Genomic DNA, 25,193 nt, shown 5'->3' on the forward strand with positions numbered 1-25,193 from the left:
CACCGACGCCTGGCACATCCCGAAACCCACCACGGCCTGGCGACCCCGCCCGAACAAGCACGGCCGCATCACCGACGCCGCACAGGCCACCTGGCACGACCTCCGACACCGCCACCACCCGCCACCCGACCCCCACGACGACGAGCCGCCCTTCTGACCGGAGGGGGACGCGTCCCGGAGCCGACCCCCGTCGACCCCGGGACGCGAGGATCAGGAGGAACCCACGGCGGCCGGCACCGGGACCGGCGCCGACGAGACGCGGGGCGCCGGGAACACGCCGTCGTCCGGTTCGTCCGTCGCGGGACCCCGCCGGAACTCCAGCGTCGTCGGCTCGAACCCGAGCAGGCGCTGGAAGTGGCGGAGCCCGGCGTCGAGCCAGAGGGCGGTGTCGACGGCGAGGTGCCGGACACCGCGGTCGATCAGCTCGCCGACCAGGTGGGCGGAGAGCAGGTAGCGGGCGGGACCGGTGTCGCCGTCGGGCGCGGAGAGCATGAGGTCCAGGCGGGCGAAGGCGCCGTCGACGGAGGTCAGGGCGATCACCTCGGTGTGGTCGTCGGCGTCCCGGGCCAGCCAGGCCTGGACGACACCGGCGACGAGGTCGGCGCGCACCCCGGGGAGCAGCTCCTCCTCCCCGCGGGCCCGCAGCAGCGCCGTGAGCCGGACCTCGGCCTCGACGCGACCCATGCGGCGGCAGCTCACACCCGCCTCGCGCGCGCGGCGGCTGTTGGTGCGGAGCGCCTGCTTCGACCGCCCCCGCAGGTAGTCCTCCGACGACTCCGGCAGGGCCAGCACGGAGACCGCGAGCCGCCGGGGGACGCCGTGCCGGGCCCCGTCGTACTTGGCCGCCATCCGGTCCCCGACGGCCGAGGACGAGCAGACCACCGTCAGCTGCGGCAGCCCGGCCAGGGCGGGGACGCGCTCGCGCACCGCCGGGACGGCGCACGCGACCGTCACGGCCGTCCGCCGGACGCGGCCCTGCACCCGGTGGCGCTGCTGCAACGCGTCGCCGAGGCGCACGAAGTCCGATTCCGCCAGCCCGCTACCCACACACGCCTCCGTCGTCCGGGGGGTCGCCCGGCCGGGAGACGGTCCGGTCGGGCGCTGTCCACCACCGACAACGGCACGTCCGTATGGACCTCCTGATACTCCATTCGGTCCCCAGGAGCTACGTCCGCACGTACCACCCGTTCGAGTGTCAGGGCGATGTGAGCGACACGAGCATGCCCTCGCAACTCCGGACGACGACGCCGCACGCGTCGGCCGTGGCGCGATCGGACAGGGGCGACGAGGCCCGCTTGCGCCACCGCCCCAACGCCTCGACGGCCGCGACCCGGCACGCGCCGGCGTCCGCCTCGGGATCGAGTCCGAGGCGCACCGCCGTCCGTGACCCCGCCCCGCCGACCAGACGCTCGGCCTCCTCCCGGGCCTCGGGGGAGAGCGTGACCGTCCGGGACCGCAGCGCCGAGAGCAGCCGCAACTCCGCGAACTCGTGGGCGCCCGCGAACACCTTCTCGATCTCGCCGGCGAGGGCCCGCGACCCCGCCCGCGGCTCGCGCCGGACCACCAACTCGACCGCGAGCAGCGCCGACCGCGCCTTGAGCAGGTCGCGACGTTCGGTGAACTGCGTGTCGAGCACGGTGCGCAGCTCGTCCAGGCCGCTCCGCGCGACGAGCGCCGCGGCGAGGGCCGCCGCGTCCGTCGACGGGTCCTGGCGCAGCAGCGACAGCGACGTCCGCACACCGAACACCCCGAGCCGCGCGAGCAGCGCCGCCCGGACCTCGGCCCCGACCGAGTCCGGCAACGCTGCCGACAACGACGGCGGCGGCGTCACGAACCGGTCCGCCGAGAGCAGCAGCCCCTCGGTCACCGACCGGTCGACGGCGGCGAGGCCGCGCAGGGCCAGGTACTCGTCCTGCCGCAGCGTGCGGCCGGTCAGGGCCAGCAGCCCGGCGACGGCCACCACCGTCTGGCACAGCGTGGAGAGCTTCTCGTCGGTCCGGTACCGCTCCGCGATCCGGCGCGCGGACAGCAGCGCATCGAGCCGCCCCACCCCGATCTCGTCGGCGCGCGAGAGCACCGCCACGGTGTTCACCGGGGTCGCCCGGGCGACGTGCCGGTCGTGGAAGGACTCGAGGAACCGGGCGTCGGCGGCGTGCAGGTGGCGCATCAGGTAGAGCACCGCGTCCGCCTGGCCCGGGGCCTCGTCCGGCGTCAGGAACTCCCCCGCGCGTCCGGCCGCGTCGGCGGTCAGCGAGGCGATCCCCGGGGTGTCGATCAGCGCGGTCGTGCGCAGGCCGGACGACGGCCAGTCGACGGTCAGGCGGTCGACGGTCTCCGGCGGGGTGCCGTCGAGGTCCACGACCAGCCCACCGTGCTCGCCGCGCCGGGTCCGCAGCTGGCGCGGCTCGCCCTCCCGCGGGTGCAGGACGATCCGGGGGCTCGGGCCGTCGGAGTACCAGGTCACCACCCGGGTGCACTCGCCCGCGTCCGTCGCCGCGATCTCCTCCCCGACCAGGGCGTTGAGCAGCGTCGACTTCCCGGCCTTGACCTTGCCCGCGATGGCCAGCCGTAGCGGCTCGTCGAACCGGTCGAGGTGGTGGCGCAGCCAGCCCGCCGCCTGCGGGCTGTCGGCGTACTCGTCGAGCGCCGACCGCAGCAGCGACCGCGCCCGGGAGCCCAGGTTCTGCCGGGGCGGCGCGCTCGTCATCGCTTCGGGTCCGCGGCGACGAGGTCGTGCGCCTGCTTCTCGACCGCGGCCAGTCGCTCGAGCTCGGCCTGCAGGTCCTTCACCCGCTTCTCCCGGTCGGTCGTGACGGTCCGCACCGCCTCCTGCGCGGACTTCACCGACTCCGACATCGAGGTCGTCAGCTCCTGGGCGAGGTCCTGGAAGTGGTCGCGCAGGGTGCGCTGGACCATCCGCAGCATGTCCCGGGAGTCCTTCCCGACCTGGAACGACACGTCGTCGATGTGCTTGCGGACGGAGCTCTTCGCGTCGGCCCGCCGCTTCGCGAGCAGCCGGGTCTTCTCCTCCTTGACGCCCTTGGCCCCGAGCAGGAGCGCCACGCCGCCCGAGATCGGGTTGATCATCGCGAGACCCGCGAGCGACGTCGCCATCCCGGCCATCAGCATGCCGCCGTAGCCGCCGCGGATGCCGGTGAACAGCTTCTGCCCGAGGCGGTAGCGCTCCATGTCCGGACGGATCATCGGGTTGACCTGGCCGCCCAGTCCGCGCGGGCCCAGGCGCTCGATCGCCGGCAGGGCCTGCTGGCCTCCCGCGACGAAGTGGTCCGCGACCTGGCCGGCCAGGTGGCGGGCGCGCTGCGAGGCCCACACGAAGTTCGTCGACGCCGCCCCGGCGACGGCGGAGTGCACCCAGTCGGCGAACTGGTCCCAGACGTCGAGCGGGTCGACCTCGTCGACGCGTTCCTCGGCCTCCTTCTGGATGGACCGCATCCGGTCGCGGAGGTCGTACTCGATGTCGGACTGCAGGTCACCGAAGCCGTCGTTGAGCGTCAGCTGCCACCGCGCGGAGCGCTTCTTGAGGCTCTCCGCGCGCTCCTGGGCGTCCTTGAGGCGCGCGATGAGCGCCTCCGCCTGCCCCGGGTCCTGCTGGGCCTCCAGCTCGGTCCGCATCTTCTGGGCCATCTGCTCGACGACGGAGAGCACGTCCTGCGAGGCCGACCGCCGGTCGAGCACCTCGGCCTGCCGGCTGACCCGGTCGCGCAGGTACCCGACGAGGGCCTTGAACCCGGCCTCCTCGTTCAGCGCCGCGTCGTTGGTCCGCGCCGCGACCTGCCGCAGCACCGACGACGTCGGCAGCAGCTCCGCGGCGACGCCGGCCTTCGTCAGGTGGCCGCGGTCGAGCTCGGCGATCCGGCGCCACTCCGGGTACAGGTCGGTCTTGGTCAGCACGCACGCGACGTTCGGGCACAGCGACATCGCCTGGGTGAGGAACCGCAGCTCGGGCGCGGTGTACTCCTGCGCGGCGTCGGAGACCAGCAGGACCGCGTCCGCCGTCGGGAGCGCCCCCATGGTCATCTGTCCGTGGGCCGACCCGAGGCCGCCGACCCCGGGGGTGTCGACGACGACGAGCCCCGTCGACAGGACGCGCCGCGGCAGCCGCACCTCGACGTAGCTGACGTTCTCGCGGTTGCCGGGGTTGCCGGCCTCGGAGACGTACCGCTGGACGTCCTCCAGCGGTACGTCGGTGCGCTCCTCGCGCGACTCGCCGTCGCCCGCGGCCGCGGTCTCGCGCACCACGGTCACCGCGGGCTGCCCGCTCGTGTACTTCACGACCGTCGTCACGGCCGTCGAGATGTCGTCGTCGACCGGGCAGACGTCCGCGTTCACGAGCGCGTTCACCAGGGCGCTCTTGCCCTGCTTGAACTCGCCCACGACGAGCACGCGCACGTCCGGGTCCGCGATGCGCGCCCGGGTGGCCCGCAGCCGCCCGGACAGGTCCGGCCGCCCGTAGGCCTCGGTCGCCTGCAGCGCGAGGTCGATCAGCGCGAGCGCCTTGCTCGTGTCGGCCACGTGTGGGTCCCTTCGGATCGTTCCCGACGACGGGTCCTCAGCCGGCGTGCCCGAGGCCCGCCGGCTCGTCGGACCCGGAGTCGTCGGACCCGGAGTCGGACGACGCGGAGTTCTCCGACCCCGGGTCATCCTGCTCCGCGGAGCCGTGGTCGGACGAGTGGTCCGACAGGTCGTCGTCGAAGGCGCCCGTGTCGTCGTCCCGGTCGCTGTCGTCGCTGTCGGCCAGGACGTTGCCGGACCGGTCCTCGTACGCCTCCTGCAGGCGAGCGGCGTCGTCGTCGGCGCCCTGCGCGAAGCCGCCGCCGACTGTCGTGGTGCCCGGCTCGTGCCCGGTGCCGAACGAACCCTCCGGCGCGACCTGCCCCGGGTCGGGGTCCGGCTCCCACGCGTCGACGTCGGTGTCCGCCCCGAGGTCGGGGCCCTCGCCCGGCGGGTGGCGGTACTCGTTCGTGACGAAGCCGTCGTCGCCCGTCTTCGGCGCGACGGAGTCGACGATGCCGTCGCCGTCGGTGTCGACGAGGTCGGGGAAGTCGTCGTACTCGGGCCGCAGCGAGATGCCGTCGAGGTCGAGGTCCCCGGGCTCGCGCGGCTCCGGGACGGGGCCGGGCGCGTCGTAGACCCGGTCCCCGAACTCGGGCTCGCCGCGGAGGACGTCGATCGGGTTCCCGTCCCCGTCGACCGCGGTCACCCGGCCGGAGCCGTCGATCACGACCGAACCGTCCTCGCCCTCGTAGCTCAGGTCCGCACCCGGGCCGGCCGTGAGGACCGTGCCGGCCGAGGTGATCACGTAGCTGCCGTCCGGCCCGGAGTACACCAGCGGCGGCTGCCCGGGCGCCGGGACCGGCCGCGCGAACTCCCCGGTGTCCGAGAGCGGGTGGCCGGGGAAGGGGCGGGTGGTCCCCGCGACGTCGTCGGCGACCGTGTCCCGCCCGTGCTCGCGGGCCTCGGCCTCGAGCCGCTCGACCTCGTCGGGGTCGATCCGCCCGTGCTCGTCGAGGGCGACGCGCTGGTCGAGCGCGGAGGTGAACTCGTAGCCCTCGCCGGCATTGGGCACGCCGGGGACGACGTGCCCCTGGGCGTCGAGCGGCTCGCCGGTGTAGCGGTCGTAGTGGTCGACGCCCTCGGGCAGGCTCGGGGCCCTGAAGTAGACGATGTCGTCGCGGAACACGATCGGCTGCCCGGACGCGTCGTACTCGATCGGCCTGCCGTCGGCGGTGAAGTTCGCGGGCGGGGTGAACGGGCTCGGCCCGGCGGGAGCCGGCTCTGCGGGCACGTCCTCGCCGCCGTCCTCGCCGCGGGCTGCGGCGAGGGCCTCGGGCGTGTGCAGGGAGGCGTACTCACCGATCGGGATGCCCGCCTCGCCCGCGGCGTGGTCGTAGGCCTGGAGCTGCCCGAACCCGGTGTGCGGGTTGCCGGGCTGGTACCCGGCGAAGCCGACGTTGACCTCGCCGGCCTGGTAGGCGGCGACGTAGGACTGCGGGTCGGGGTAGCCGTTGCGGGCCGCCTCGGCCGCGAGCGCGGCCCAGCCCTCGTCGGTGCCCGGGGCGGGCAGGGCGTCGCCCTCGAGGCCGAGCGGGTCGTACACCTGCGGGCGGGTCATGGCGATCGTCTCCTCGGTGAAGGTGGCCGTCGCTCAGGGCGTCGGGTCGAGGTCGTGCACGGGGTCGTCGGGCAGGTGGTCGACGCCCGCGTGGTGGTCGTCGAGGTCGATTCCGCCCGCGTCGAGGGGATCGGCCTCGAGCGCGCCCGGCCGGTGGTCGTCCAGGTCGTGCTCCTCGGGCGGGTCGTCGACCACGACCGGGTCGACCGCGTCGACCGCGTCACGCGGGACGTCCGGAGCCGGTGGTGCACCGAAGCCGAGGGTGGGAGCGGCGGCGCTCGCGTCGGGCGCGTCGCCGTCGAGCGTGTGGTCGTCGTCGAGACGGGTCATCACGTCGAGGTCGTGGTCGTGGTGGACGCCGTCGAGGTCGCCGGTGCCGTCCAGGTCCAGGTCCACCCCGGGGCCGGCGGACACGACGCCCTCCAACCCGTCGGGGGCTCCGGCGAGGTCGTCGGCGAGGCTCTCCGTCCAGTCGTCGCCCTCGGTGTCGGCGGCCGGGGCCACGGCCGTGGGGACCGCGGAGAAGTGTCGTGTCAGGGCGTCGACCGCGCTCTCCCCGGCGAGTTGGGCCGGCGCGGCGGCGGGCTCGACGACGGCGTCGAACCGGGCGGCGACCACGTCGGTCACCAGGGGCATCGCGTGGGCGACGTCGGCGGGGTCGAGGTCCGCGAGGCCCTGCGCCCCGAGCTCGTGCCGCGGATCGGCGGTGAAGCGCGCCCGCGCGACGGGGTCCGACACCAGGCCGGTCATCCAGTCGACCAGGCTCTCCGGCCCCGGCGCCGTGTCCGTCACGCGTACTCACCTCCTCGTCGTCATCGGATGGGGAGCCGGTCCGACCCGCCGGCACGCGGCGGGTCGGACCGGACCGCCTCGTCAGAGGTTGAGGAAGCCGGCGTCGGTGTCGACGTCGTTGTTGTTGGTCTCCTGGTCGTTGTCCTGGTTGTTGGAGTTGACGACGTCGTTGTCCTGGTCGTTGTCCTGGTTGTTCGAGTTGACGACGTCGTTGTCCTGGTTGTTCGAGTTGTCGTTGTCGACGCCGTCGTTGTCCTCGGAGTTGTTCGAGGTCACGGGGCCGTCGCCCATGCCGACCGCGCCGCCGTGCGAGGCGTTGATGCCGCCGCTGTTGACGTTGCCGTCGCCGAAGCCGGCCGTGCTGCCCCCCGTGGCGGCCGTGTTGCCGTTGCCGATGACGCCCGAGTTGCCGACGATGTTGCCCTCGCCGACGGCGCTGCCCTGACCGAACGCCGAGCCGTCGCCGGTCTGCGCGTTGTCGCCGGTGTTCAGGTTGCCGCCCACCGAGCCGCCGCCGAGCGCCACCGCGCCGTCGCCGGTCGCGTTGTGGTCGCCGGTGACGATGTCGTCGAGCGTGTTGTTGTCGCCGATCACGACGTTGCCGTCGCCGGGGGTGACCTGGTTGTTGTCGCCGGTGGTCACCACGGCGCCGTCACCGTCGATGTCGAGGTTGTCGCCGAAGGTGCTGCCGTCGCCGACCTGGTTGTTGTCGCCGTTCACCTGGCGGTTGTTGACGTCGCCGAAGACGCTGCCGCCGATGTTCGTCGACTGGTCCACGATCGAGGTGTAGGTGTTGTTGATGTAGTAGTTCATGACGCGCTCGGTGGCCTCGTGCGCGGTCTCGCCCGGAAGCGGCTCGCAGTTCGGCGGCGGGGGCGGCGTGACGTGCCCGGCGCCACCGCCACCGCCGGCGCCACCACCGCCGCCGCCGCCACCGGAGTTCCCGATGTTGTACTCGCGGTTGAAGCTGCCGGAGTTGACGATCGCCTGCTGGAGGGACGGCGCGTCGACCTCGCCGAGACCGACGGCGTCGAGGGTGTCGCCGGGGTTCTGCAGGGCTTCGGCGCGGGCCTCGGGCGAGAGGCCGTTGAGCCACTGGATGAGACGGTCCCACGCGGCGGCGAAGTCCTCGTTGCCGGTGGTGGTCGTGGTCGGCTGGGTCATCGGGGTCTCCTGGGTGTGAGGCCGGCGGGCTGCCGGTGGCTGCGATGGCGATGACGCTAGGAATCCGCGGCCCCCGGGCCATCGGGGCGAAGCCGACGGCCGCTCGGGACCGACCCCGGAGTGTGCTGACCCATCGTGATAGGTGACAGGGGGGTCGTCACCCGTTCGGATGCGGGGATTCTCCCTAGACCCCCGACCGATCGCTCTGCGTCCACCCGGGGGCCGGGATACTCGGGCCGTCACCCGTGGACCCACGCGAGAGAGGACGGCGGTCATGAGCAGCCCGCGCTACCGGCTCGGCATCGACCTGGGCACGACCTACACCGCGGCCGCCGTCTCGCGGCCGACCGGCGGCTCCGGGGCGGCGGCAACCTGGGGCGAACCGGAGATCGTCGCGCTCGGGAACCGGGCGGCGTCGATCTCCTCGGTGCTGCACCTCGGGGCCGACGGCACCGTGCTGGTGGGCGAGGCGGCCGAGCGGCGCGCGCGCACCGAGCCCGAGCGCGTCGTGCGCCAGTTCAAGCGCCGCATCGGTGACGACGTCCCCTTGGTGGTCGGCGACTCGGTGCACACCGCACAGGAGCTCGCCGCCCGGCTCGCCCGGTGGGTCACCGACAAGGTCGCCGAACGCGAGGGCGGGCCGGCCGAGACGATCGCGGTCACCCACCCCGCGAGCTGGGGCGAGCACCGGCGCGAGCTGCTGGCGGCCGCGCTGCGCGACGTCGGCCTGACCGCGACGACGTTCCTCCCGGAGCCCCAGGCCGCGGCCGTCGCCTACGCGGCGAAGGAGCGGGTGGACGCGGGCGGCGCGGTCGCGGTCTACGACCTCGGCGGCGGCACCTTCGACGCGGCGGTCGTGCGGCGGGCGGGCTCGGGCTTCGAGCTGCCCGGCAACCCGGAGGGCATCGAGCAGCTCGGCGGCGTGGACTTCGACGACCGCGTCTTCGACCACGTCCGCGCGGGGGTCGGCGCCGCCTTCGACGAGCTCGACCCGGAGGACCCCGAGGTGGAGTCCGCGATCTCCCGGCTGCGCCACGAATGCGTGGAGGCCAAGGAGGCGCTCTCCTTCGACACCGAGGTGACGATCCCGGTCCTGCTGCCGACCGTGCGCACGAACGTGCGCCTGACGCGGCACGAGTTCGAGTCGATGATCCGCTCGTCGCTCGACCACACCGTGAGCGCCCTCGGCCGGACCGTGGAGTCCGCCGGACTGGCCGCCGCCGACCTGCAGGCCGTCCTGCTCGTCGGCGGGTCCTCCCGCATCCCGCTCGTCGCGCAGATGGTCTCCGAGGAGCTCGACCGTCCGGTGGCGGTCGACGCCGACCCGAAGACCTCGATCGCCGTCGGCGCCGTCCTCACGATCGCCCCGCGTCCGGTGGCGTCGCAGCCGTCCCGGTCGGCGCCGTCGGGACGGTCCGCCGCCGCGGCCGCGGTCGGTGCCGGCGCCGCGAACGCGGCCACCGCGGCCGCCGTGACCTCGACCCTGGCGGGCGCCGCGGGCGTCGCCGCCCCCCGTTCGTCGTCGAGCCCGTCCTCGGGCCTGTTGGACCTGCGGGCCGCGGCGTCGGCCGCTCCGGCGAACACCCCGGCCCACACCCCGACGCCCTCGCGGCCGACCCGCACCGGCCCGCCGTCGGGACGCCTGCCGGTGACCGGTCCCGGGTCGGCGCGGTTCCCGTCGCCGTCGACCTCCGGGCGCCTCCCGGCGGCACCGAACGTCCGCCGTGACGAGGGCTCCGGGTACTTCCCGGCCCCCGGCCGCCCGGCCCGTCACACCGGGCCGCACACCGCCGCGGGGGAGGCCGTCACCTCCCTCACGCCCGGCGGGCGGACCCCGCCGCGGCCCCCGACGACGCCCCCGGCCCCGTGGCAGGAGGCCCCCGCCCCGGCGGAGGCGCCGCGGTCGCGGACCCGCCTGGTGATCACGGTCGCCGCGGCGGTGGCCCTGGTCGCCGCGCTGACCACCGGCGGGGTCGTCTACGCGCGCAACGCCTCGGTGTCGGCGACGGTCACGCCGCCGCCCGAGGCTCCGACGTCGAGCCAGGTCGTCCCGGCCCCGGTCGAGCCGACGGACGCGGCCGTCGCGGGCGACCCGGCGTCGGGCACGGGCTCGGGCTCCCGCAGCGGGGGCGGAGGCTCCGCCTCCGGCGGCTCGCGGGGCGGCTCCTCGTCGGGGGGCTCGTCGAACGGCGGGTCGGGGGGCGGCGGGCACCACGGGTCGGGGACGACCACCGACCCGAAGCCGACCGAGGAACCGTGGCCGACCACGGAGCCGACGCCGGAGCCGGGGTCAGAGGGGTCGTGACGACGGCGGGGCGGCCGGGGCCCGGCCCCGCACCGACGGGAACGGCAGGGTCTGCACCTCGGGGCCGGGCAGCGCCTCGTGGTCACGGTCGGCGAGGGGTCGTTCGTCGACCCCGCCGCGGGTGTGCACCCAGAGCCACGCGAGCCAGCCCGCGGCCGCGACGCCGATGAAGCTCACCAGCCGGTAGAGCAGGACCGCGGCGAGGGCGGGGTGCGGGGGGACACCGCCGGCGACGAGGGCCGCGAGCAGCGCACCGTCGACGAGGCCGAGCCCGCCGGGCAGGAACGCGACGCTCGAGGCGGCGGTGGCGGCGGCGTAGGCCACGAGGACCAGCGACAGCGTCATCCCGTTCGCCCCGACCGCCACACAGCAGGCGGCCAGGCAGGAGATGTCGAGCAGCCAGTTCGCCAGGGCCGACGAGCCGACCACCAGGCGTCCGCGCCCGCGCAGCTCGATGAGGGCGAGACCCTCGATCTGGGCGACGAGCTCGGGGACACCGGTCTCGCGCGGACGGCGGCGGAGGCGGTTCACCAGGCGCAGCCCGGCCGCACCGGCGGCGGTGATGAGCCCGGGGCGGCGGCTGACGACGACGATGAGCGCGCCCAGGGCGACGATCCCGGCGAGCTGGAGCAGCTGCGGTCCGAGGGTGGTCGCACGGCCGTTGACGACGAGGGCGGATCCGACCGCGATCCCGGCGAGCGCGAGGCTCGCCGCCACCCCGCCGGCCACCATCGTCCACGTGGTGACCGGGCCGGAGGCACCCCACGCGCGGCGCTTGCGGAAGGTGTAGGCGGTCGAGAGGGCCGCACCGCCGGGGACGGTGAGGTGCAGCGCGTTCGCCGCGAGCGTCACCATGACGACCGCGCGGAACCGGACCCGCACCGCGGCGGCGCGCAGCAGCCGGTGGTGCAGCAACGAGAAGGCCAGGATCGACCCGGCCTCGCAGGCGACCGCGACGGTGACCCACAGCGCGTCGGCGTCGACGAGGGCCGCGCCGGCGGCCTCGATCGTCGGGAGGACGAGATAGCCCCCGACGGCGAGCGCGGCGACGACGACGACCCCGAGGGCGACCCGGGCGGCCGGCCGTGACGCGACGCGCCGGACCCGGCCGATCACCTCGCCCGTCGTCACCGTCACGTCCTCCACTGTCCTCCATCGGCCCCGCCAGGTGTACGCGGGGTGTCGAGCATCGCGGCTGTGAATAGCCGATCGGAGCAAGGTCCACACCCGTGATCGACCGTGCCCGGAGCGACCTCGATCTCACCGCAGCGCGTGCACCCACCACCAGGTCGCGGCCCGGTCCTCCCGGGCCGGGTCACGGACGAAACCGCACCTCGAGAGCACCGTGGTGGAGGCGTTGGGCCCCGGTGCGGTGCGGGCCAGCACCCGGACCAGACCTGCCGAGCGAGCCCGGGCGACCCAGCCCGCCACGGCCGCCGTCGCGATGCCGCACCCCCGACGGGCAGGGGCGACGTGGTACCCGACCTCGACCTCGCCGTCCTGCGGCGGCGCGGTGAAACCACCCATCCCGACGACCTCGCCGTCGCACACGATGAGGTGGGTCAGCCAGCGCGGGTCCACCCCGCCCTCGAGCGCCACGACCGTCGGCTCCAGCGTGCCGGGCTCGTCCCAGCCGTCGACGAGGGCGAGCCCGAAGCGCTCGCCGTACGCCTCCGGCTCGAAGGCGAGGGTCACCGCCTCCTCGACGGTCATCGGCCGGACGTCCACGACAGGAGACCGTAGGCCCGGGCGCGGGGTTGGCACGCGGCGTGGCGGGGACCACCATCGGGGCCATGGCATCCCTCTGGCACCCGTTCTCCGACATGGCCGCCGTCCGCGAGCACGAGTTCGTCGTCGACCGCGCCGAGGGCGCCTGGGTGTACGACGAGGCCGGCCGCGGCTACCTCGACGGGTGCGCGAGCCTCTGGTACGCCAACGTCGGCCACGGCCGCACCGAGATCGTCGAGGCGGCGATGGCGCAGATGGCGAAGCTGGAGGCCTACTCCTGCTTCGCGGACATCGCGAACCGCCCCGCGCTCGAGCTCGCGGACCGGCTCGCGGCCCTGGCCCCCACCGGCGCGGACTCGAAAATCTTCCTCGGCTCCGGCGGGGCGGACGCCATCGACACCGCCGTGAAGATCTCCCGGGCCTACTGGCAGGCCCGCGGCGAGCACCAGCGGGTGCACGTCGTGTCCCGCGAGACCGGCTACCACGGCACGCACGGCTACGGGACGTCCATCGTCGGCATCCCCGCCAACCGTGAGGGCTGGGGCGTCCTCGCCGGGGAGAACACCGTCGCCCCGCAGGACCTCGACGGCGTGGAGAAGGTCTTCGCCGACGTCGGCCCGGAACGCATCGCCGCGTTCGTGATGGAGCCGGTGACCGGCGCCGGCGGCGTGCACATCCCGCCGCCCGGCTACGTCGAGGGCGTGGCGGAGCTGTGCCGCCGCCACGGCGTCCTGCTGGTCATCGACGCCGTGATCTGCGGGTTCGGCCGCCTCGGGACGTGGTTCGGGATCGAGCGCTTCGGCGTGCAGCCCGATCTGGTGACGTTCGCGAAGGGCGTCACCGCGGGCTACCTGCCGCTCGGCGGGGTGCTGGTGTCCGCCGCGGTGGCCGAGCCCTGGTGGACGACCCCCGGCGAGCGCACCTTCCGGCACGGCCCCACGTACTCCGGCCACCCGACCTGCTGCGCCGCGGGCCTGGCCACCCTCGACGTCTACGAGCGGGAGAACCTGATCCCGAAGGGGCAGGAGCTCGAGACGGCCCTCGAGGCGTCCCTCGCGCCGCTGCGCGACCACCCGTACGTCGCCGAGGTCCGGTCCGGCTTCGGTCTGCTCGGCGCGGTGGAACTCACCGCCGAGGTGCTCTCGTCCGTGCCGGACGCCCCGAACAAGGTCCTGGCTGGCGCCCGCGCGGCCGGCCTGCTGGTCCGCGGACTCGGCAAGGGGGTCGCGGTCTCGCCGCCGCTGACCGTCACCGACGAGGAGATCCGACTGCTCGGCGAGGGCATCCGGGCCGGTCTGGACGCCCTGCCGCTCGAATCGCCGGTGCCGAGCGCACCCGGTGCCTAGAGCCAGCCGCGGCTCTTGAACACCGCGTAGAGCACGACGGCGGCCGCCACCATCAGGCCCAGCGCGAAGGGGTAGCCGTAGGTCCAGGAGAGCTCGGGCATGTGCTCGAAGTTCATGCCGTAGATGCCGCCGATCATCGACGGCGCGAAGATGATCGCGGCCCAGCTGGAGATCTTCTTGACCTCCTCGCCCTGGGCGAGGCTGGTCTCGGAGAGCCGCTGCATCTCGTCGTTCTGCCGCTGGCCGACCAGCGAGGCGTTCACGCTGAGCAGGCGCTCGAGGAGCTGGCGGAACCCGTCCGCGGCCTCGACGGCCTGCTCGACGTGGTCGGCCACGTCCCGCAGGCCGCGGTGCAGCTGGACCGCGTCGGCGTCGTCGCCGGTCTCGGCCAGCAGGGTGCGCATCATCCCGCGCAACGGGTCGGTGGCGCGCTGGAACTCGATGACCTCACGGGAGAGCCGGTAGATGCGCCGCGAGACGTCGGGGTCGCCGCCGAACACCTCGGTCTCGATCTGGTCGATGTCGCGGCGGAGCTCGGAGACCACGGGCGCGTAGTCGTCGACGATGCGGTCGAGGATGCCGTAGAGCACGGCGCGCGGACCGAGCTGCAGGAGGTCGGGGTCGTCCTCGAGACGGCGGCGGACGTCGGCGAGGTCGGGCACCTCGGCGTGCCGCACCGCGACCACGAAATCCGAGCCGAGGAACAGGTGGATCTCCCCGACCTGGACGTCCTCGTCCTCGTCGACGTACCAGGCGGGCCGGAGCACGACGAACTCGATGTCGTCGTAGCGCTCGATCTTCGGTCGCTGGTGGGCGTGCACCGCGTCCTCGACGGCGAGCTCGGGCAGCCCGAAGTCGCGCGCGACGCGCATCATCTCGTCGTCGTCGGGACGCAGCAGGCCGATCCACGCGAAGTCGGCCGGACCGCGGCCGTCCGCGGACTCCTCGTCGCGCAGGACGCCGAGCGTCCCGTCCAGGCTGTCCGGCTCGGACTCGCGGCGTCCGGCCCGGTAGACGGCGTTGTCGACGACGCTCATGTCGGGCCAGGTACCCCGATGCGGGGCACCGCACGTCCGGCCGTCACCGGATGGGGATGACCTGGGTCTCCCCGGCCGGCGGGACCTCCGTGGCGTCGACCCCGCTGCCCGCGGCGATCGGCTGCGTGCTGGTGGCCGGGCGCTCCGACGCGGCGGGCTGCACCGCGGGCCCGGCCTGCTCGGCGTCGACGTCGGCGTACTCGTCCGACCCGCCGGTTCCGCTGTCCGACGCCGGGAGCCCGAGGTCGGCCAGGACGTCCGCGACCCGCTCGCGCGCGTCGGACCGGGCGTCGTCGCCGGCCTCCTGCGCCTCGGCGCGGATCGAGTCGGCCATGGACGACGACGAGTCGTCATGGCCGGAGTGGCCCGACGACCCCGAGTGGCCCGAGTGGCCGTGGTGGTCCCACCCGCCGTCGTGGGCGAGGGCCGTCCCGCCGCCCAGGAGCCCGGTGACGGCCACCGCGAGGCCGGTGGTCGCGAGCCGGACCGCGGAGCGGGTCCCGCCGGGTGCCGCGTGCGCTGCCATGTCTGTGCCTCCTGCTCCCGGAGCACCCGGGTCTCGGTTGCATCACGGAGGTACCCGGGCACGGCGGTCGCACACGTCGGAGCGCGGGTGGCGTGGATCGCGCGGGCCGGGCGCCTACGCTGCCGGAGGTGGCCAGGTTCTACGACGTGCACCCGCGCAACCCGCAGCGGCGGACGATCACGCAGGTCGTGGCGCTCCTGCGCGACGGCGGCCTGATCGTCTACCCGACCGACTCGGGGTTCGCCCTGGGCTGCCGCATCGACGCCCGGGAGGCGGTCGACCGGATCCGCAGCATCCGCGCGCTGGACGACCGGCACCACTTCACGCTGGTCTGCCGCGACTTCGCCCAGCTCGGGCAGTTCGTCGAGGTGTCCAACCCGGTGTTCCGCGCCGTCAAGGCGGCGACGCCCGGTCCGTTCACGTTCATCCTCCCCGCGTCCCGGGAGGTCCCCCGCCGGCTCGCGCACCCGAAGAAGCGGACGGTCGGGGTGCGCATCCCGGACAACACGGTCACCCGGGACCTGCTCGACGAGCTGGGCGAGCCGCTGCTGTCGAGCACTCTGCTGTTCCCGGGCGAGAGCGAACCCCCGACCGAGGGCTGGGAGGTCGCGGAGCGCCTGGAGCACCAGGTCGACGCCGTCCTCGACTCCGGGGACCAGGGCAAGGAGCCGACCACGGTGGTCGACCTGTCCGGCCCGGAGCCCGAGATCGTCCGGCAGGGCGCCGGCGAGGAGCGCGTCTGGCGGTGGTGACGCTCAGGCGCGCGCCACGTCGAACTTGACGTCGCGGCCGTCCACGCTGCTGACGGTGGCCCGGAGGTTGATGGGACGGCCGTTCTCGGTCGCCGTGCAGGTGATCGTGGCGCCCACGGTCGCGGGGAGCGGTCCGGGGCAGCGGACGGTGCCCGCGACCTGCGGGAGCGTCTGCCCGATGGTGGTCTGCACGCGGTCGGCCGACAGGTCGTTCGTCGGCAGCCAGCTCGTGGGGATGCCGACGGTCAGCGCGACGACCAGGGCGATCTCGAGGAGCGTGAGCAGGAGCCCGACGACGACAGCGGCCGTCGCGAGCGGACGGCCGGTGAGGCGCTCGCGGTCGGACCCGCCCCACGGATCCTGGTCGAACACCGGCGCCGCGGACGCGGTGATGCGGCGCCGCGCCACGATCCCGAGCACGAACCCGACCGGTGCGACGAGCACCGCCAGCACGAGGGCGGCCACGGCCATCCGCGACCGGCGGGCCGGGGTCGGCGCGGACTTCCTGGTCGGCCCGCCCGGCCCGTAGATCGACTGCACCGGAGGGCGGGGTGGCGGCGCGGCGAAGGCGCCCGACCCGGGCCCGGTCGCGGGGAAGGGCCCCGTCGGCGGGCGGGGCGGCGGTCCCGGCCGCGGCCCGGGCCCCTGGGGCGGCGGGCCGGGGTAGGGCCCGCGCGACGGGCCGGGAGGGCCGGACGGCGGGACCTGCGGTGGCATCGCTCCTCCGGAGCTCCTCGGGGCCGGTGCTGCGGATGGTAGCGAGCGCGGGCCCGGTGGTCACCGGAGCGGGGCGGCACCGGGTGGCGCGGGCCGCCCGGAACGGAACGAACGACCCGTTCGTGCATCAGGAAGCCACGAACGGGTCGTTCGTTCCGGGCGAGAGGGCGGGCCGGATCAGGCCTGCGGCGCGCCCTCGTCCGGCGTCTCCTCGGCGGGCGTCGGGGAGTCCGCCGGGGTGACTCCGGCGATCTCGATGCGGCGGGCCTGCGGCGAGACCGGCTGCGGGGCGACGTGCGCACCCGCGACCCGGACCGTCAGGACCCCGGCGTCGTACGACGCGCTCACCGCGTCGGCCTCGACGTGGCGCGGGAGGGAGAAGCTGCGGCGGAAGGAGCCGCGGCGGGACTCCCGGAAGCCGTCGCCCGCGCGGTCCTCGCGGCGCTCGCCGGCGACGACGAGGCGGTGCTCGACGACCTCGACGGTGACGTCGGAGGCGACGTCCACCCCGGGGAGCTCGACCCGGACGACGGCGTCGTCGCCGTCGCGGACCACGTCGGCGGCCGGCACGTACGAGGCCGACTCGGACTGGCGCGGCGTGCCGAACGACCCGCGGGCGAGCGCGTCGGCCACGCGGAACGGGGCGAAGGGGCCGGCGAAGCGCGGGCCCCAGAAGGTCAGGGAACTCATGGTGGTCCTCCTCGGACTGCGAAGGGAGCCCGACCTTGCGGGCTACTGACTCCTGCAACCTGAGTCGAGGCGACTCAATTCCCGCTCCGCCGAGATTCTGGGACGCTGGCGCCATGAGCGAGCCCGGCCCGGACTACACCGCCGACGGCGTCCCCACGTTCGACTTCGTGCGCGACCGCATCGAGCGGCGGGCGGCCACCGCGGACGGCGCGGAGGAGCTCGACGCCGCCACCCCCGAGGCGCACGACCTCGCGCAGCAGGAGGCCGACCGCGAGGCTGCCGCGCGGGCGAAGCTCGAGGAGATCCGCCGCAGCCTCGGCGGCTGAGTCCCCGCCGCCGCGGCGGAGGGACTCGGGGATGATCGCGCCGTGCGCGCCCTGTTCGACCTGACCGCGGCCTACGAGCCGACCGACGCCCAGCGCCGCGACCCGGTGCCCCCCGTCGAGGCGGTGCTGTTCGACTTCTCCAACACGCTCTTCCACATGATCGACACGCCGTCCTGGCTCCTCGCCGTGGGCGACGCGACCGGCCGGGAGATCCCGTCCGCCGCCACGCTGGAGGCCCTGGCCGACGCCGCGGCCCGTCCCGACGTGGTGGCGGCCCAGCACGGCCGCGACCTCTCCGACACCGCGCACCGCGAGGCGATGCGGGCGTGGTTCGCGCACGTGCCGGCGCTGGCCGGGGCCGAGGACGTCGCGGTGGACGTGCTGCGCGCCCCGGGGACGTGGGTGCCCTACCCGGACACGGCGGGGGTCCTGGACGACCTGTCGGCCCGCGGCGTGCGGGTCGGCGTCGTGTCCGACATCGGCTGGGACATCCGGGTGCACGCCCGCGCGGCCGGCGTCGAGCACCTCGTCGGGACCTGGGTGCTCTCGTGCGAGCTCGGCGTCGAGAAGCCGGACCCCGCGATGTTCACCACCGCGTGCGCCGCCCTCGACGTCGACCCGCGGGCGACGCTCATGGTCGGGGACAACCCCGGTCGCGACGGCGGGGCGGTGGCGGTGGGGTGCCGGGCGTTCCTGCTGCCCAGCGAGTTCCGGCTCGGCGAGCGCGGGCTCGGCGCGGTGACGTCCCTGCTCAGCTGATCATGGACGCCAGGGCGGCGGCGTAGCGCTGCTGTCCCTCGGGGGACCGTGCGACGGCGGCGTCGTCGGGGTGACGGAGGTTGGCGCACTCGACGAGCACCGTCGGGACCGTGGCGAGGTTGAGCCCGGCGATGTCGTCGCGCGGGTCGAGCCCGTCGCGGCCGATGTAGGTGGCGGGGGTGAAGCCGGCCCCGCGCATCGCGGCGACGGCGGCGTCGGCGAGCGCCCGGGACGGACCGCGCTGGGCGTCGTTCAGCGGCGGGGACGACGTCAGGACGTGGAACCCGTGCCCGCGCGCCGCGGCCCCGTCGGCGTGCACCGAGATCACCGCCGCCGCACCGGCCCGCGCTCCCGCCGCCCCGCGGTCGTCAACGCAGGGACCGACGCCGGCGTCGTCGTCGCGGGTGAGCACCACGCGCAGGCCACGGGCCCGGAGCAGGTCGGCGAGGCGTAGCGAGACGGCCCAGGTGAAGGCGTGCTCGGGGTAGCCGTCGGCGGTGGACGTCCCGGTGGTGTTGCAGGGCTTGGTACTGCCGCGACCGTCGGGGACCGGCCGACCGATCGCCGTCGCCGCCCGCGCGTTGCCGCCGTTGTGGCCGGGGTCGCTCACGATCGTCGCCCCGGGTGGCACCGCGAACGTGCCCGGGCGAGGCGCCGGTGCCGGAGCCGGGGCCGGGGCGGCGGGCGCGGCCGGGGCGCTGCCCGGCCCGGCGCAGGCGGCGAGCGCGACGACCAGGACGGCGACGAGCGCGGCGCGGGACACGACCCCCGATGGTGCCCCACCACCGGCCGCGGACCGGGGAGCGCGGCGCGCAGAATCCACCCCGTGGATGACAGGGAGGAGGTGCTGCTCTGCGACGTCGACGGCACGCTCGCCCTGCGTGCGGACCGCTCGCCCTTCCCCGGGCCGCACGGGGAGCTGCGCGCCGGGGAGGACGTCCCGAACGTCCCCGTCGTCCGGGTGCTGGACGACCTGCGCCGCTCCACCCCGCACGTCGTCTTCCTCTCCGGGCGGACCGAGGCGGCCCGGGTGCCCACGGAGTGGTGGTTGCACGCGCACGCCCTCGGCGGGCGGGAGTGGCCCGAGCTCCACCTGCGGGCCGTCGGCGACACGCGGGCCGACGACGTCGTCAAGCGCGAGCTCTACGAGCGGCACGTGGCCGACCGTTACGTGGTGCGGCTGGTCCTCGACGACCGGGACCGGGTGGTCGGGATGTGGCGGGCGCTCGGGCTCACCGTCCTGCAGGTGGCCGACGGCAGGTTCTAGACGGCGGGTTCTAGACGGCGGCGTTGCGCGCCCGCACCGCGGTCAGCGCCCCGAGCACGGCCACGACGCCCATGCCGCCGTAGAGGTAGGTCGCCGACGTCGCCGTGTCCCCGCCACCGAGAGCGACCGCCACGCCCGCGAACGCGGCGCCGAGCGCGACCGCGAGCATCTGCACCATCGTGATCGCGGCCGAGGCGCGGTCACCCTCGGCGTCGTCGGAGTCCTCCCGCCCGTCGTCGGACGAGCCCGTCGCCATGGCCCCGGCCGTGAGGTGCGGCCAGGCGACGCCCACGCCGACGCCGGCCAGGACGAGCCCGACCGCCCACCACACCACGCCGCCCGGGGTCTGGCTGAGGGTCAGCAGCACGAAGCCGAGGACGGTGAGCAGCGGCCCGGCGCCGATCAGCAGCCGTCCGCGGGTGAACGACGCGCTGGTCATCTCCCCCACGACCCACCCGGCCGCGAGGGCGACCCCGAGGAAGCCCGCGACGAGCGGGGTGAGCCCGCCGAGCCGCTGGCCGAACAGCGGGACGAAGGTCTCGACGGCGGACACCGCGATCAGCACGGCCGCGGTCACGTAGACCGCACCGAGGGCCCCGCCGCGGGTGAACGTGGCGAGGGGCAGCACGCGCGCCGCGCCGGGCCGGCGTTCGTGGACGACCAGCCCGACGAGCAGGGCCAGCGCGACGACCAGGCCGCCCGCGGCCACCACGATGCCGCGGGCGCCGACCGCCGACCCGGACACCGCGAGGCCGGAGACGGACAGCACGGCGGTCGCCGCCCCGACGAGCAGCACCGAGAGCACCGGGAACGCCGTCCGGGCCACCGGTGGGCGCGCCGCCGCGCGGCGCAGCCCGGCGGGCACCGCGAGCGCGATCACCCCGGTGACCACCACCATCGTCACGAAGGCACCCCGCCAGAGCCCGGCCTCGGCGAAGGCGCCCCCGAGGACCGGCCCGACGAGCAGGCCGACGCCCCACATCGCCGAGATCGCCGCACTGCCGCGGGTCCACAGCTGGCGCGGCAGCGCGGTGCGCAGGAGCGCGTAGGCCAGCCCGGCCAGCAGCCCGCCGCCGGTGCCCTGCACCGCGCGGCCCACGAGCAGGACGGCCATCGACGGGGCCACCGCGTCGATCGCGCTGCCGACGCCGAAGGCGAGCAGGGCGAGCAGGTAGGCCCGGTGGGCGGACCAGGTCGCGAGGGCCCGTCCGGTGAGCGCGGAGGTCACCACCGCCGGGAGCAGGTAGACGGTGACCACCCAGGAGTAGAAGCGCTCTCCACCGATCTCGGCGATCGCGGACGGCAGCAGGCTCGCGGTCACGTAGGTGTCCGTGGCGAACAGCAGCACCCCGCCGCACAGCACCCCGACCGCGCCGCGGCGCCCCGGGGCCGCCAGCCCTGCCCAACCCGTCGTCATGAAGTGCTCCACGTCACACTGGTCGCCGTCGATCCGGCGCGGCCCCGTCCGTGGAGAGGATGACCACCGACCCCCGGGAGGCACACCGTGACGCAGTACCTGCTCGCCATCCAGCAGCCGGACGACCCGACCGACCCCGAGCCGCAGCGTCCCGACGACGAGACGCTCGCCGCGATCATGCGCGACGTGGACCGGGTGCGCAGTGACATGGCCGAAGCGGGGGTGTGGGTCTTCTCCGGCGGGCTCGCGGCGGCGGCGAGCGCGACGGTCGTGCGTACCCGCGGCGACGAGGTCCTGCTGACCGACGGGCCCTACGCCGAGGGCAAGGAGCACATCGGGGGCCTGACGATCCTCGACTGCGCCGACCTCGACGACGCCCTGCACTGGGCCGGACGGCTCGCGCGCGCCCTGCGGTCGCTGCCGGTCGAGGTGCGGCCCTTCCAGTGAGCGCCGGGCGGACCGCGGAGGTCTTCGCCGCCGAGTACGGGCGCTGCGTCGCGACGCTCACGCGGGTGCTCGGCGACATCGACCTGGCCGAGGAGGCGGTCGCGGACGCCTTCGCGGTGGCCGTCGAGCACTGGGCCGGGGGCGTCCCGCCGAACCCGGGCGGCTGGATCGTGACCACGGCCCGCCGGCGGGCGATCGACCGGCTGCGGCGGGAGAAGGCCCGAGAGCCGAAGGAGGGCGAAGCGGTGCGACTGCTCGACGATCTCGGTCCCGACGACGACGCCGACTCCGGTCCGGTCGACGACGACCGCCTGCGGATGCTGTTCACCTGTTGCCACCCCGCGCTGGCGGCTCCCGCCCGCGTCGCGCTGACGCTGCGCCTGCTCGGCGGCCTCGAGGCCCCCGCGATCGCCCGCGCGTTCCTCGTGGGCACGCCGACGATCCAGCAGCGGATCGTGCGCGCCAAGGCGAAGATTAGGGACGCGCACATCCCCTACCGGGTCCCCCGGGACGCCGACCTGCCCGACCGCCTCGACTCGGTGCTCGCCGTCGTCTACCTGATCGGGACCGAGGGCCACACCGGGACCGTCGACGCGACGCGGCCCGACCTGGCGGCCGAGGCGGTCCGCCTGGCCCGCCTCGTCGTCGAGCTGATGCCCGACGAGCCCGAGGCGCTCGGGCTGCTCGCGCTGCTGCTGCTCACCGAGGCACGCCGTCCGGCGCGGGTGGCCGGCGACGGGTCGTTGGTGGGCCTGGCCGACCAGGACCGCTCGGCCTGGGACGCCGGCATGATCGCCGAGGGCCACGAGCTGGTGCGGCGCTGCCTGCGCCGCGGGGCGCCGGGTCGGTACCAGCTGCAGGCCGCGATCAACGCCGTGCACACCGACGCCGCGACGGCCGCGGACACCGACTGGCGCCAGATCCTGGCCCTCTACGACCAGCTCGCCGTGCTCGACCCGGGACCGGTCGTGGCGCTCAACCGTGCGGTCGCGCTGGCCGAGGTGGACGGCCCGGCCGCCGCGCTCGCCGTCGTCGAGACCCTGGACGCGCCCCGATACCACCTGCTCGACGCCGTGCGGGCGGATCTGCTCGACCGGCTGGGGCGTCCCGACGAGGCCGACGCCGCCCGGACCGCGGCGCTGGACCGGACCGACAACCCCGCCGAGCGCGCGCTGTTGCTCGCCCGGGCGCGTCGACCGCGACACGTTCGGAAATCCCCTCGCGACCTGTAGTCTCCTGCGTTCGGAGGAGTCACCGACCCCGGAGGACACCGGCGTGGCCGAGAACGCGCTCGAGGAGCCCGACGGCTTCGGCGGGCCGGACGACCCCGGACCGACGGCCCGGCGCATCATCGTCGGCGCCCAGCTCAAGCGGTTGCGCGAGCAGGCGTCGGTGACCCGGGCGGCCGCGGGCTACCACATCCGCGGGAGCGAGTCGAAGATCAGCCGGATGGAGTCGGGCAAGGTCGGCTTCAAGCACCGCGACGTCGACGACCTGCTCACCCTCTACGGCGAGGGCGAGACCGAGCGCCGCGCCCGCCTGCTCGAGCTCGCGACGCAGGCCAACGAGGCCGGGTGGTGGCAGCGCCCCGGGGAGGCCGTGCCGGACTGGTTCTCCGAGTACGTCGGGCTCGAGGCCGCGGCGGTCCGCATCCAGGCCTACGAGCTGCTGTTCGTCCCCGGGCTGCTCCAGACCGAGGACTACGCGCGGGCCATCGTCACCCGCGGCCGCCCGGACGAGGCGACGCCGACCGAGAACGAGCGCGTCGACGTGCGCATGAAGCGCCAGCGGATCCTCGACCGCCCGGACGCCCCGCGGCTGTGGGCGGTGATCGAGGAGTCGGTGCTGCACCGGCCGATCGGCGGCCACCAGGTCCTGGCCGCCCAGCTCGAGCACCTCGCGGAGCGGTCGCGGCGCCCGAACATCACCCTGCAGGTGCTGCCCTCGGAGCTGTCCGGCTACGGCAGCGAGGCGGCCTTCACGATGCTGCGCTTCGCCGCCGCCGACGTCCCCGACATCACCTACATCGAGGGCCTTACGGGGGCGCTGTACCTGGACCGCCGGGCGGAGGTCGAGGAGTACTCCCGCTCGATGGACCAGCTCACCATCGACGCGCTCAGCCCCGACGAGACCCGCAGCCTGCTCGCGAAGCTCAGCAGCGGCCTCGACTGATCGGGATCCGAGAGCCACTGCACATGCAGATGGCACTCGCCGGTGTTACCGTCGTCCGCACCTCACGGATCTCCTGCGGACGGGATTCCACGATGCACACCACGGCCTCGCGCCTCGCCGGTGCCGCCTGGCGGCGCAGCCGGTACAGCGGCAAGCAGGGCAACTGCGTCGAGCTGGCCCCGGCCGACGGTGCGGCGGCCGACCACGTGGCCGTCCGCAACTCCCGGTTCCCCGACGAGCCGGCGCTGCTGCTGACCCGGTCCGACCTCGCGGCGTTCCTGTCCGAGGTCAAGGCGGGACGGTTCGACGACCTGCTCGAGGGCGCGTGATGGGAGCCCCGGAGCGCGCGCACTGGCTGACCTGCGCCCTCGACGGGCGCGACCACGCGGTGGTCGACCACGACCCGCAGTCCGGCGCCCACCTCGCGGCCTGCGCCCGGACGGTCTGGGCGTCGTCGCTGGCCAGCCCCCCGGCCTCGCGCTGCCCGGACTGCGCCGACGCGACCGACACGGCGACGACGGACCGGCGCCCGTCGACGCTGATCGGTCGCCTGCTGTCGCTGCGCCCGGCCTGACTCCCCGGGGCGTCAGTCCCCTGTCATGAACCCGCCGCGGCGGCGGTAGGCACCGGGCGACTCGTGGAACTCCTGCTTGAACCGGCGGCTGAGCGACGCGAGGTCGGCGAAGCCGCACCCGTGGGCGATCTCGGTGAGGCTCGTGCCGGCCTCGCGGGGGTCGAGCAGTCGGCGGCGGGCGAGCTGGAGCCGGCGGCGCCGGATGAGCGCGCCGACGGACAGGTCCTCGTCGGCGAACACCCGGTGCAGGGCGCGGACGGAGATGAAGTGCGCCCGCGCGACGGACTCCGGCCCGAGGTCGGGGTCGGCGAGGTGCTCGGTGACGTAGTCGTCGACGCGTCGACGGAGGTCGGCCGCGCTCCCCGGGGACAGGACCTCGTCGCGGCGCAGTGACTCCCCCACGGCCGTGCCGAGCAGGGCCGCGAGCTGCCCCGCGAGACGGCCGGCGGCGGCGTCGCCCAGCTCGGGGGGTGAGGTCGCGGTCTCGGCGAGGGCGTGCCCGACGATCACGCCGAGCCGGTCGTCGCCGAGGGCCCGCGCGGTGGCGGCGCGGGTGACGTCGGCGCCGAGCGCGACGAGCTCCCGCGGCCAGGTCAGCACGTTCAGCGTCCACGGGCCGTCGAAGTGCCAGACGAAGGGCCGGTCGGTCTCGTACACCGCGTAGCGACCCGGCGTCAGGACCGCCTCGCGCCCGTCCTGCTCGAGGACCGCGCGCCCCCGGGTGATCATCCCGACCTGCAGGTACGTCCGGGGGTCGCTGCGCACCAGCCGCTCGGTGCGGCGGGCGCTCTGCGGCGCCGAGCTCACCACGGCGGCCGACAGGTGGCCGACGAGCGTGCTGCGGACCGAGCTGCGCAGCCCGTCGTCGGCGTCGGAGACGTCGAGCGAGACGAAGTGTTCGCGGAGCAGGTCGTTCCAGCGGCCCAGCCCGTCCGCGGTCTCGACGGCAGTGTCGTGCCCGGGCTCGACGAACGGCCCGACGGGGTGCATGGCTCGAGTCATGGGCGGTGCTTCCGGTGGTGGTCGTCCGACGCTATGACC

The 25,193-nt window shown here is 75.1% G+C and carries 26 protein-coding genes; 11 read left to right on the forward strand and 15 right to left on the reverse strand.

Going from position 1 to position 25,193, the window contains the following annotated elements; genetic code table 11:
• Positions 1-210: 210 nt before the first annotated feature.
• The 6 genes from WCD74_RS16805 to WCD74_RS16830 form a co-directional block, all read right to left on the reverse strand.
• The gene (locus WCD74_RS16805; protein ID WP_337696018.1) at positions 211-1,047 is read right to left on the reverse strand and encodes a hypothetical protein; all 837 of its coding nucleotides are present in this window, start codon (positions 1,045-1,047) and stop codon (positions 211-213) included.
• A 148-nt stretch (positions 1,048-1,195) separates the two neighbouring features.
• Positions 1,196-2,707 carry a dynamin family protein gene (locus tag WCD74_RS16810; RefSeq protein ID WP_337696019.1) on the reverse strand — a complete coding sequence of 504 codons (1,512 nt, stop codon included), beginning with the start codon at positions 2,705-2,707 and terminating at the stop codon, positions 1,196-1,198.
• The gene (locus WCD74_RS16815) at positions 2,704-4,533 is read right to left on the reverse strand and encodes a dynamin family protein (protein ID WP_337696020.1); all 1,830 of its coding nucleotides are present in this window, start codon (positions 4,531-4,533) and stop codon (positions 2,704-2,706) included. Before WCD74_RS16815 ends, WCD74_RS16810 begins: the two co-directional genes overlap by 4 nt.
• 37 nt (positions 4,534-4,570) lie before the next feature.
• Positions 4,571-6,133 carry a hypothetical protein gene (locus WCD74_RS16820; RefSeq protein ID WP_337696021.1) on the reverse strand — a complete coding sequence of 521 codons (1,563 nt, stop codon included), beginning with the start codon at positions 6,131-6,133 and terminating at the stop codon, positions 4,571-4,573.
• 33 nt (positions 6,134-6,166) lie between these two features.
• On the reverse strand, positions 6,167-6,925 hold the full coding sequence (locus WCD74_RS16825; RefSeq protein WP_337696022.1) for an IniB N-terminal domain-containing protein: 759 nt from the start codon (positions 6,923-6,925) through the stop codon (positions 6,167-6,169).
• A gap of 81 nt (positions 6,926-7,006) precedes the next feature.
• On the reverse strand, positions 7,007-8,089 hold the full coding sequence (locus WCD74_RS16830; RefSeq protein ID WP_337696023.1) for a hypothetical protein: 1,083 nt from the start codon (positions 8,087-8,089) through the stop codon (positions 7,007-7,009).
• Positions 8,090-8,363: 274 nt separating this feature from the next.
• On the opposite strand from WCD74_RS16830, the gene WCD74_RS16835 reads away from it, so the two are divergent.
• A complete protein-coding gene (locus WCD74_RS16835; protein WP_337696024.1) occupies positions 8,364-10,394 on the forward strand; it encodes an Hsp70 family protein in 2,031 nt (676 codons plus the stop codon).
• Here WCD74_RS16835 and WCD74_RS16840 read toward each other — a convergent pair.
• Together WCD74_RS16840 and WCD74_RS16845 are read right to left on the reverse strand one after the other, a co-directional pair.
• Positions 10,380-11,531: a lysylphosphatidylglycerol synthase transmembrane domain-containing protein gene (locus WCD74_RS16840; protein ID WP_337696025.1), complete on the reverse strand. Its 1,152-nt coding sequence runs from the start codon at positions 11,529-11,531 to the stop codon at positions 10,380-10,382. The two genes, WCD74_RS16835 and WCD74_RS16840, sit on opposite strands and share 15 nt — an antisense overlap.
• A 123-nt stretch (positions 11,532-11,654) precedes the next feature.
• Positions 11,655-12,122, reverse strand: coding sequence for a GNAT family N-acetyltransferase (locus WCD74_RS16845; RefSeq protein WP_337696026.1), 468 nt, complete (start codon positions 12,120-12,122; stop codon positions 11,655-11,657).
• 65 nt (positions 12,123-12,187) lie between these two features.
• On the opposite strand from WCD74_RS16845, the gene WCD74_RS16850 reads away from it, so the two are divergent.
• Positions 12,188-13,468, forward strand: a complete 1,281-nt coding sequence (locus tag WCD74_RS16850) for an aminotransferase family protein (RefSeq protein WP_337696027.1) — start codon at positions 12,188-12,190, stop codon at positions 13,466-13,468.
• Here WCD74_RS16850 and WCD74_RS16855 read toward each other — a convergent pair.
• Positions 13,465-14,505 (reverse strand): magnesium and cobalt transport protein CorA, encoded by a 1,041-nt coding sequence (locus WCD74_RS16855; protein ID WP_337696028.1) that lies wholly within the window; start codon positions 14,503-14,505, stop codon positions 13,465-13,467. The two genes, WCD74_RS16850 and WCD74_RS16855, sit on opposite strands and share 4 nt — an antisense overlap.
• 43 nt (positions 14,506-14,548) lie before the next feature.
• Positions 14,549-15,031, reverse strand: coding sequence for a hypothetical protein (locus tag WCD74_RS16860; RefSeq protein ID WP_337696029.1), 483 nt, complete (start codon positions 15,029-15,031; stop codon positions 14,549-14,551).
• 128 nt (positions 15,032-15,159) lie between these two features.
• On the opposite strand from WCD74_RS16860, the gene WCD74_RS16865 reads away from it, so the two are divergent.
• A complete protein-coding gene (locus WCD74_RS16865; RefSeq protein WP_337696030.1) occupies positions 15,160-15,783 on the forward strand; it encodes an L-threonylcarbamoyladenylate synthase in 624 nt (207 codons plus the stop codon).
• Positions 15,784-15,786: 3 nt separating this feature from the next.
• On the opposite strand, the gene WCD74_RS16870 is transcribed toward WCD74_RS16865, so the two are convergent.
• Positions 15,787-16,323: a DUF4333 domain-containing protein gene (locus WCD74_RS16870; protein ID WP_337696031.1), complete on the reverse strand. Its 537-nt coding sequence runs from the start codon at positions 16,321-16,323 to the stop codon at positions 15,787-15,789.
• Between the two features lie 354 nt (positions 16,324-16,677).
• Complete coding sequence (locus tag WCD74_RS16875; RefSeq protein WP_337696032.1) at positions 16,678-17,190, reverse strand: Hsp20/alpha crystallin family protein; 513 nt, start codon at positions 17,188-17,190, stop codon at positions 16,678-16,680.
• A 113-nt stretch (positions 17,191-17,303) separates the two neighbouring features.
• Here WCD74_RS16875 and WCD74_RS16880 point away from each other — a divergent pair, with 113 nt between their 5' ends.
• Positions 17,304-17,516, forward strand: a complete 213-nt coding sequence (locus WCD74_RS16880) for a hypothetical protein (RefSeq protein WP_337696033.1) — start codon at positions 17,304-17,306, stop codon at positions 17,514-17,516.
• Between the two features lie 42 nt (positions 17,517-17,558).
• Positions 17,559-18,275 (forward strand): HAD family hydrolase, encoded by a 717-nt coding sequence (locus WCD74_RS16885; protein ID WP_337696034.1) that lies wholly within the window; start codon positions 17,559-17,561, stop codon positions 18,273-18,275.
• Here the strand turns inward: WCD74_RS16885 and WCD74_RS16890 are convergent.
• Positions 18,268-19,038, reverse strand: a complete 771-nt coding sequence (locus WCD74_RS16890; RefSeq protein ID WP_337696035.1) for an N-acetylmuramoyl-L-alanine amidase — start codon at positions 19,036-19,038, stop codon at positions 18,268-18,270. The two genes, WCD74_RS16885 and WCD74_RS16890, sit on opposite strands and share 8 nt — an antisense overlap.
• A 63-nt stretch (positions 19,039-19,101) precedes the next feature.
• On the opposite strand from WCD74_RS16890, the gene WCD74_RS16895 reads away from it, so the two are divergent.
• Positions 19,102-19,542 carry a phosphatase domain-containing protein gene (locus tag WCD74_RS16895; RefSeq protein WP_337696036.1) on the forward strand — a complete coding sequence of 147 codons (441 nt, stop codon included), beginning with the start codon at positions 19,102-19,104 and terminating at the stop codon, positions 19,540-19,542.
• A gap of 10 nt (positions 19,543-19,552) precedes the next feature.
• Here the strand turns inward: WCD74_RS16895 and WCD74_RS16900 are convergent, their stop codons facing one another.
• Positions 19,553-20,959, reverse strand: coding sequence for an MFS transporter (locus WCD74_RS16900; RefSeq protein WP_337696037.1), 1,407 nt, complete (start codon positions 20,957-20,959; stop codon positions 19,553-19,555).
• Positions 20,960-21,046: 87 nt separating this feature from the next.
• Here WCD74_RS16900 and WCD74_RS16905 point away from each other — a divergent pair, with 87 nt between their 5' ends.
• From WCD74_RS16905 to WCD74_RS16925, 5 genes are all read left to right on the forward strand, one after another.
• Positions 21,047-21,406 (forward strand): YciI family protein, encoded by a 360-nt coding sequence (locus WCD74_RS16905; protein WP_337696038.1) that lies wholly within the window; start codon positions 21,047-21,049, stop codon positions 21,404-21,406.
• Positions 21,403-22,638, forward strand: a complete 1,236-nt coding sequence (locus tag WCD74_RS16910; RefSeq protein ID WP_337696039.1) for an RNA polymerase sigma factor — start codon at positions 21,403-21,405, stop codon at positions 22,636-22,638. Before WCD74_RS16905 ends, WCD74_RS16910 begins: the two co-directional genes overlap by 4 nt.
• A gap of 43 nt (positions 22,639-22,681) precedes the next feature.
• A complete protein-coding gene (locus WCD74_RS16915) occupies positions 22,682-23,578 on the forward strand; it encodes a helix-turn-helix domain-containing protein (protein WP_337696040.1) in 897 nt (298 codons plus the stop codon).
• 92 nt (positions 23,579-23,670) lie between these two features.
• The gene (locus WCD74_RS16920) at positions 23,671-23,907 is read left to right on the forward strand and encodes a DUF397 domain-containing protein (RefSeq protein WP_337696041.1); all 237 of its coding nucleotides are present in this window, start codon (positions 23,671-23,673) and stop codon (positions 23,905-23,907) included.
• Positions 23,907-24,152, forward strand: coding sequence for a hypothetical protein (locus WCD74_RS16925; protein ID WP_337696042.1), 246 nt, complete (start codon positions 23,907-23,909; stop codon positions 24,150-24,152). The genes WCD74_RS16920 and WCD74_RS16925 overlap by 1 nt, the downstream gene beginning before the upstream one ends.
• 12 nt (positions 24,153-24,164) lie before the next feature.
• Here the strand turns inward: WCD74_RS16925 and WCD74_RS16930 are convergent, their stop codons facing one another.
• On the reverse strand, positions 24,165-25,154 hold the full coding sequence (locus WCD74_RS16930) for a helix-turn-helix domain-containing protein (RefSeq protein ID WP_337696043.1): 990 nt from the start codon (positions 25,152-25,154) through the stop codon (positions 24,165-24,167).
• Positions 25,155-25,193 lie beyond the last annotated feature (39 nt).

Source organism: Actinomycetospora aurantiaca (genome assembly GCF_037401875.1).
Taxonomy (GTDB): domain Bacteria; phylum Actinomycetota; class Actinomycetes; order Mycobacteriales; family Pseudonocardiaceae; genus Actinomycetospora; species Actinomycetospora aurantiaca.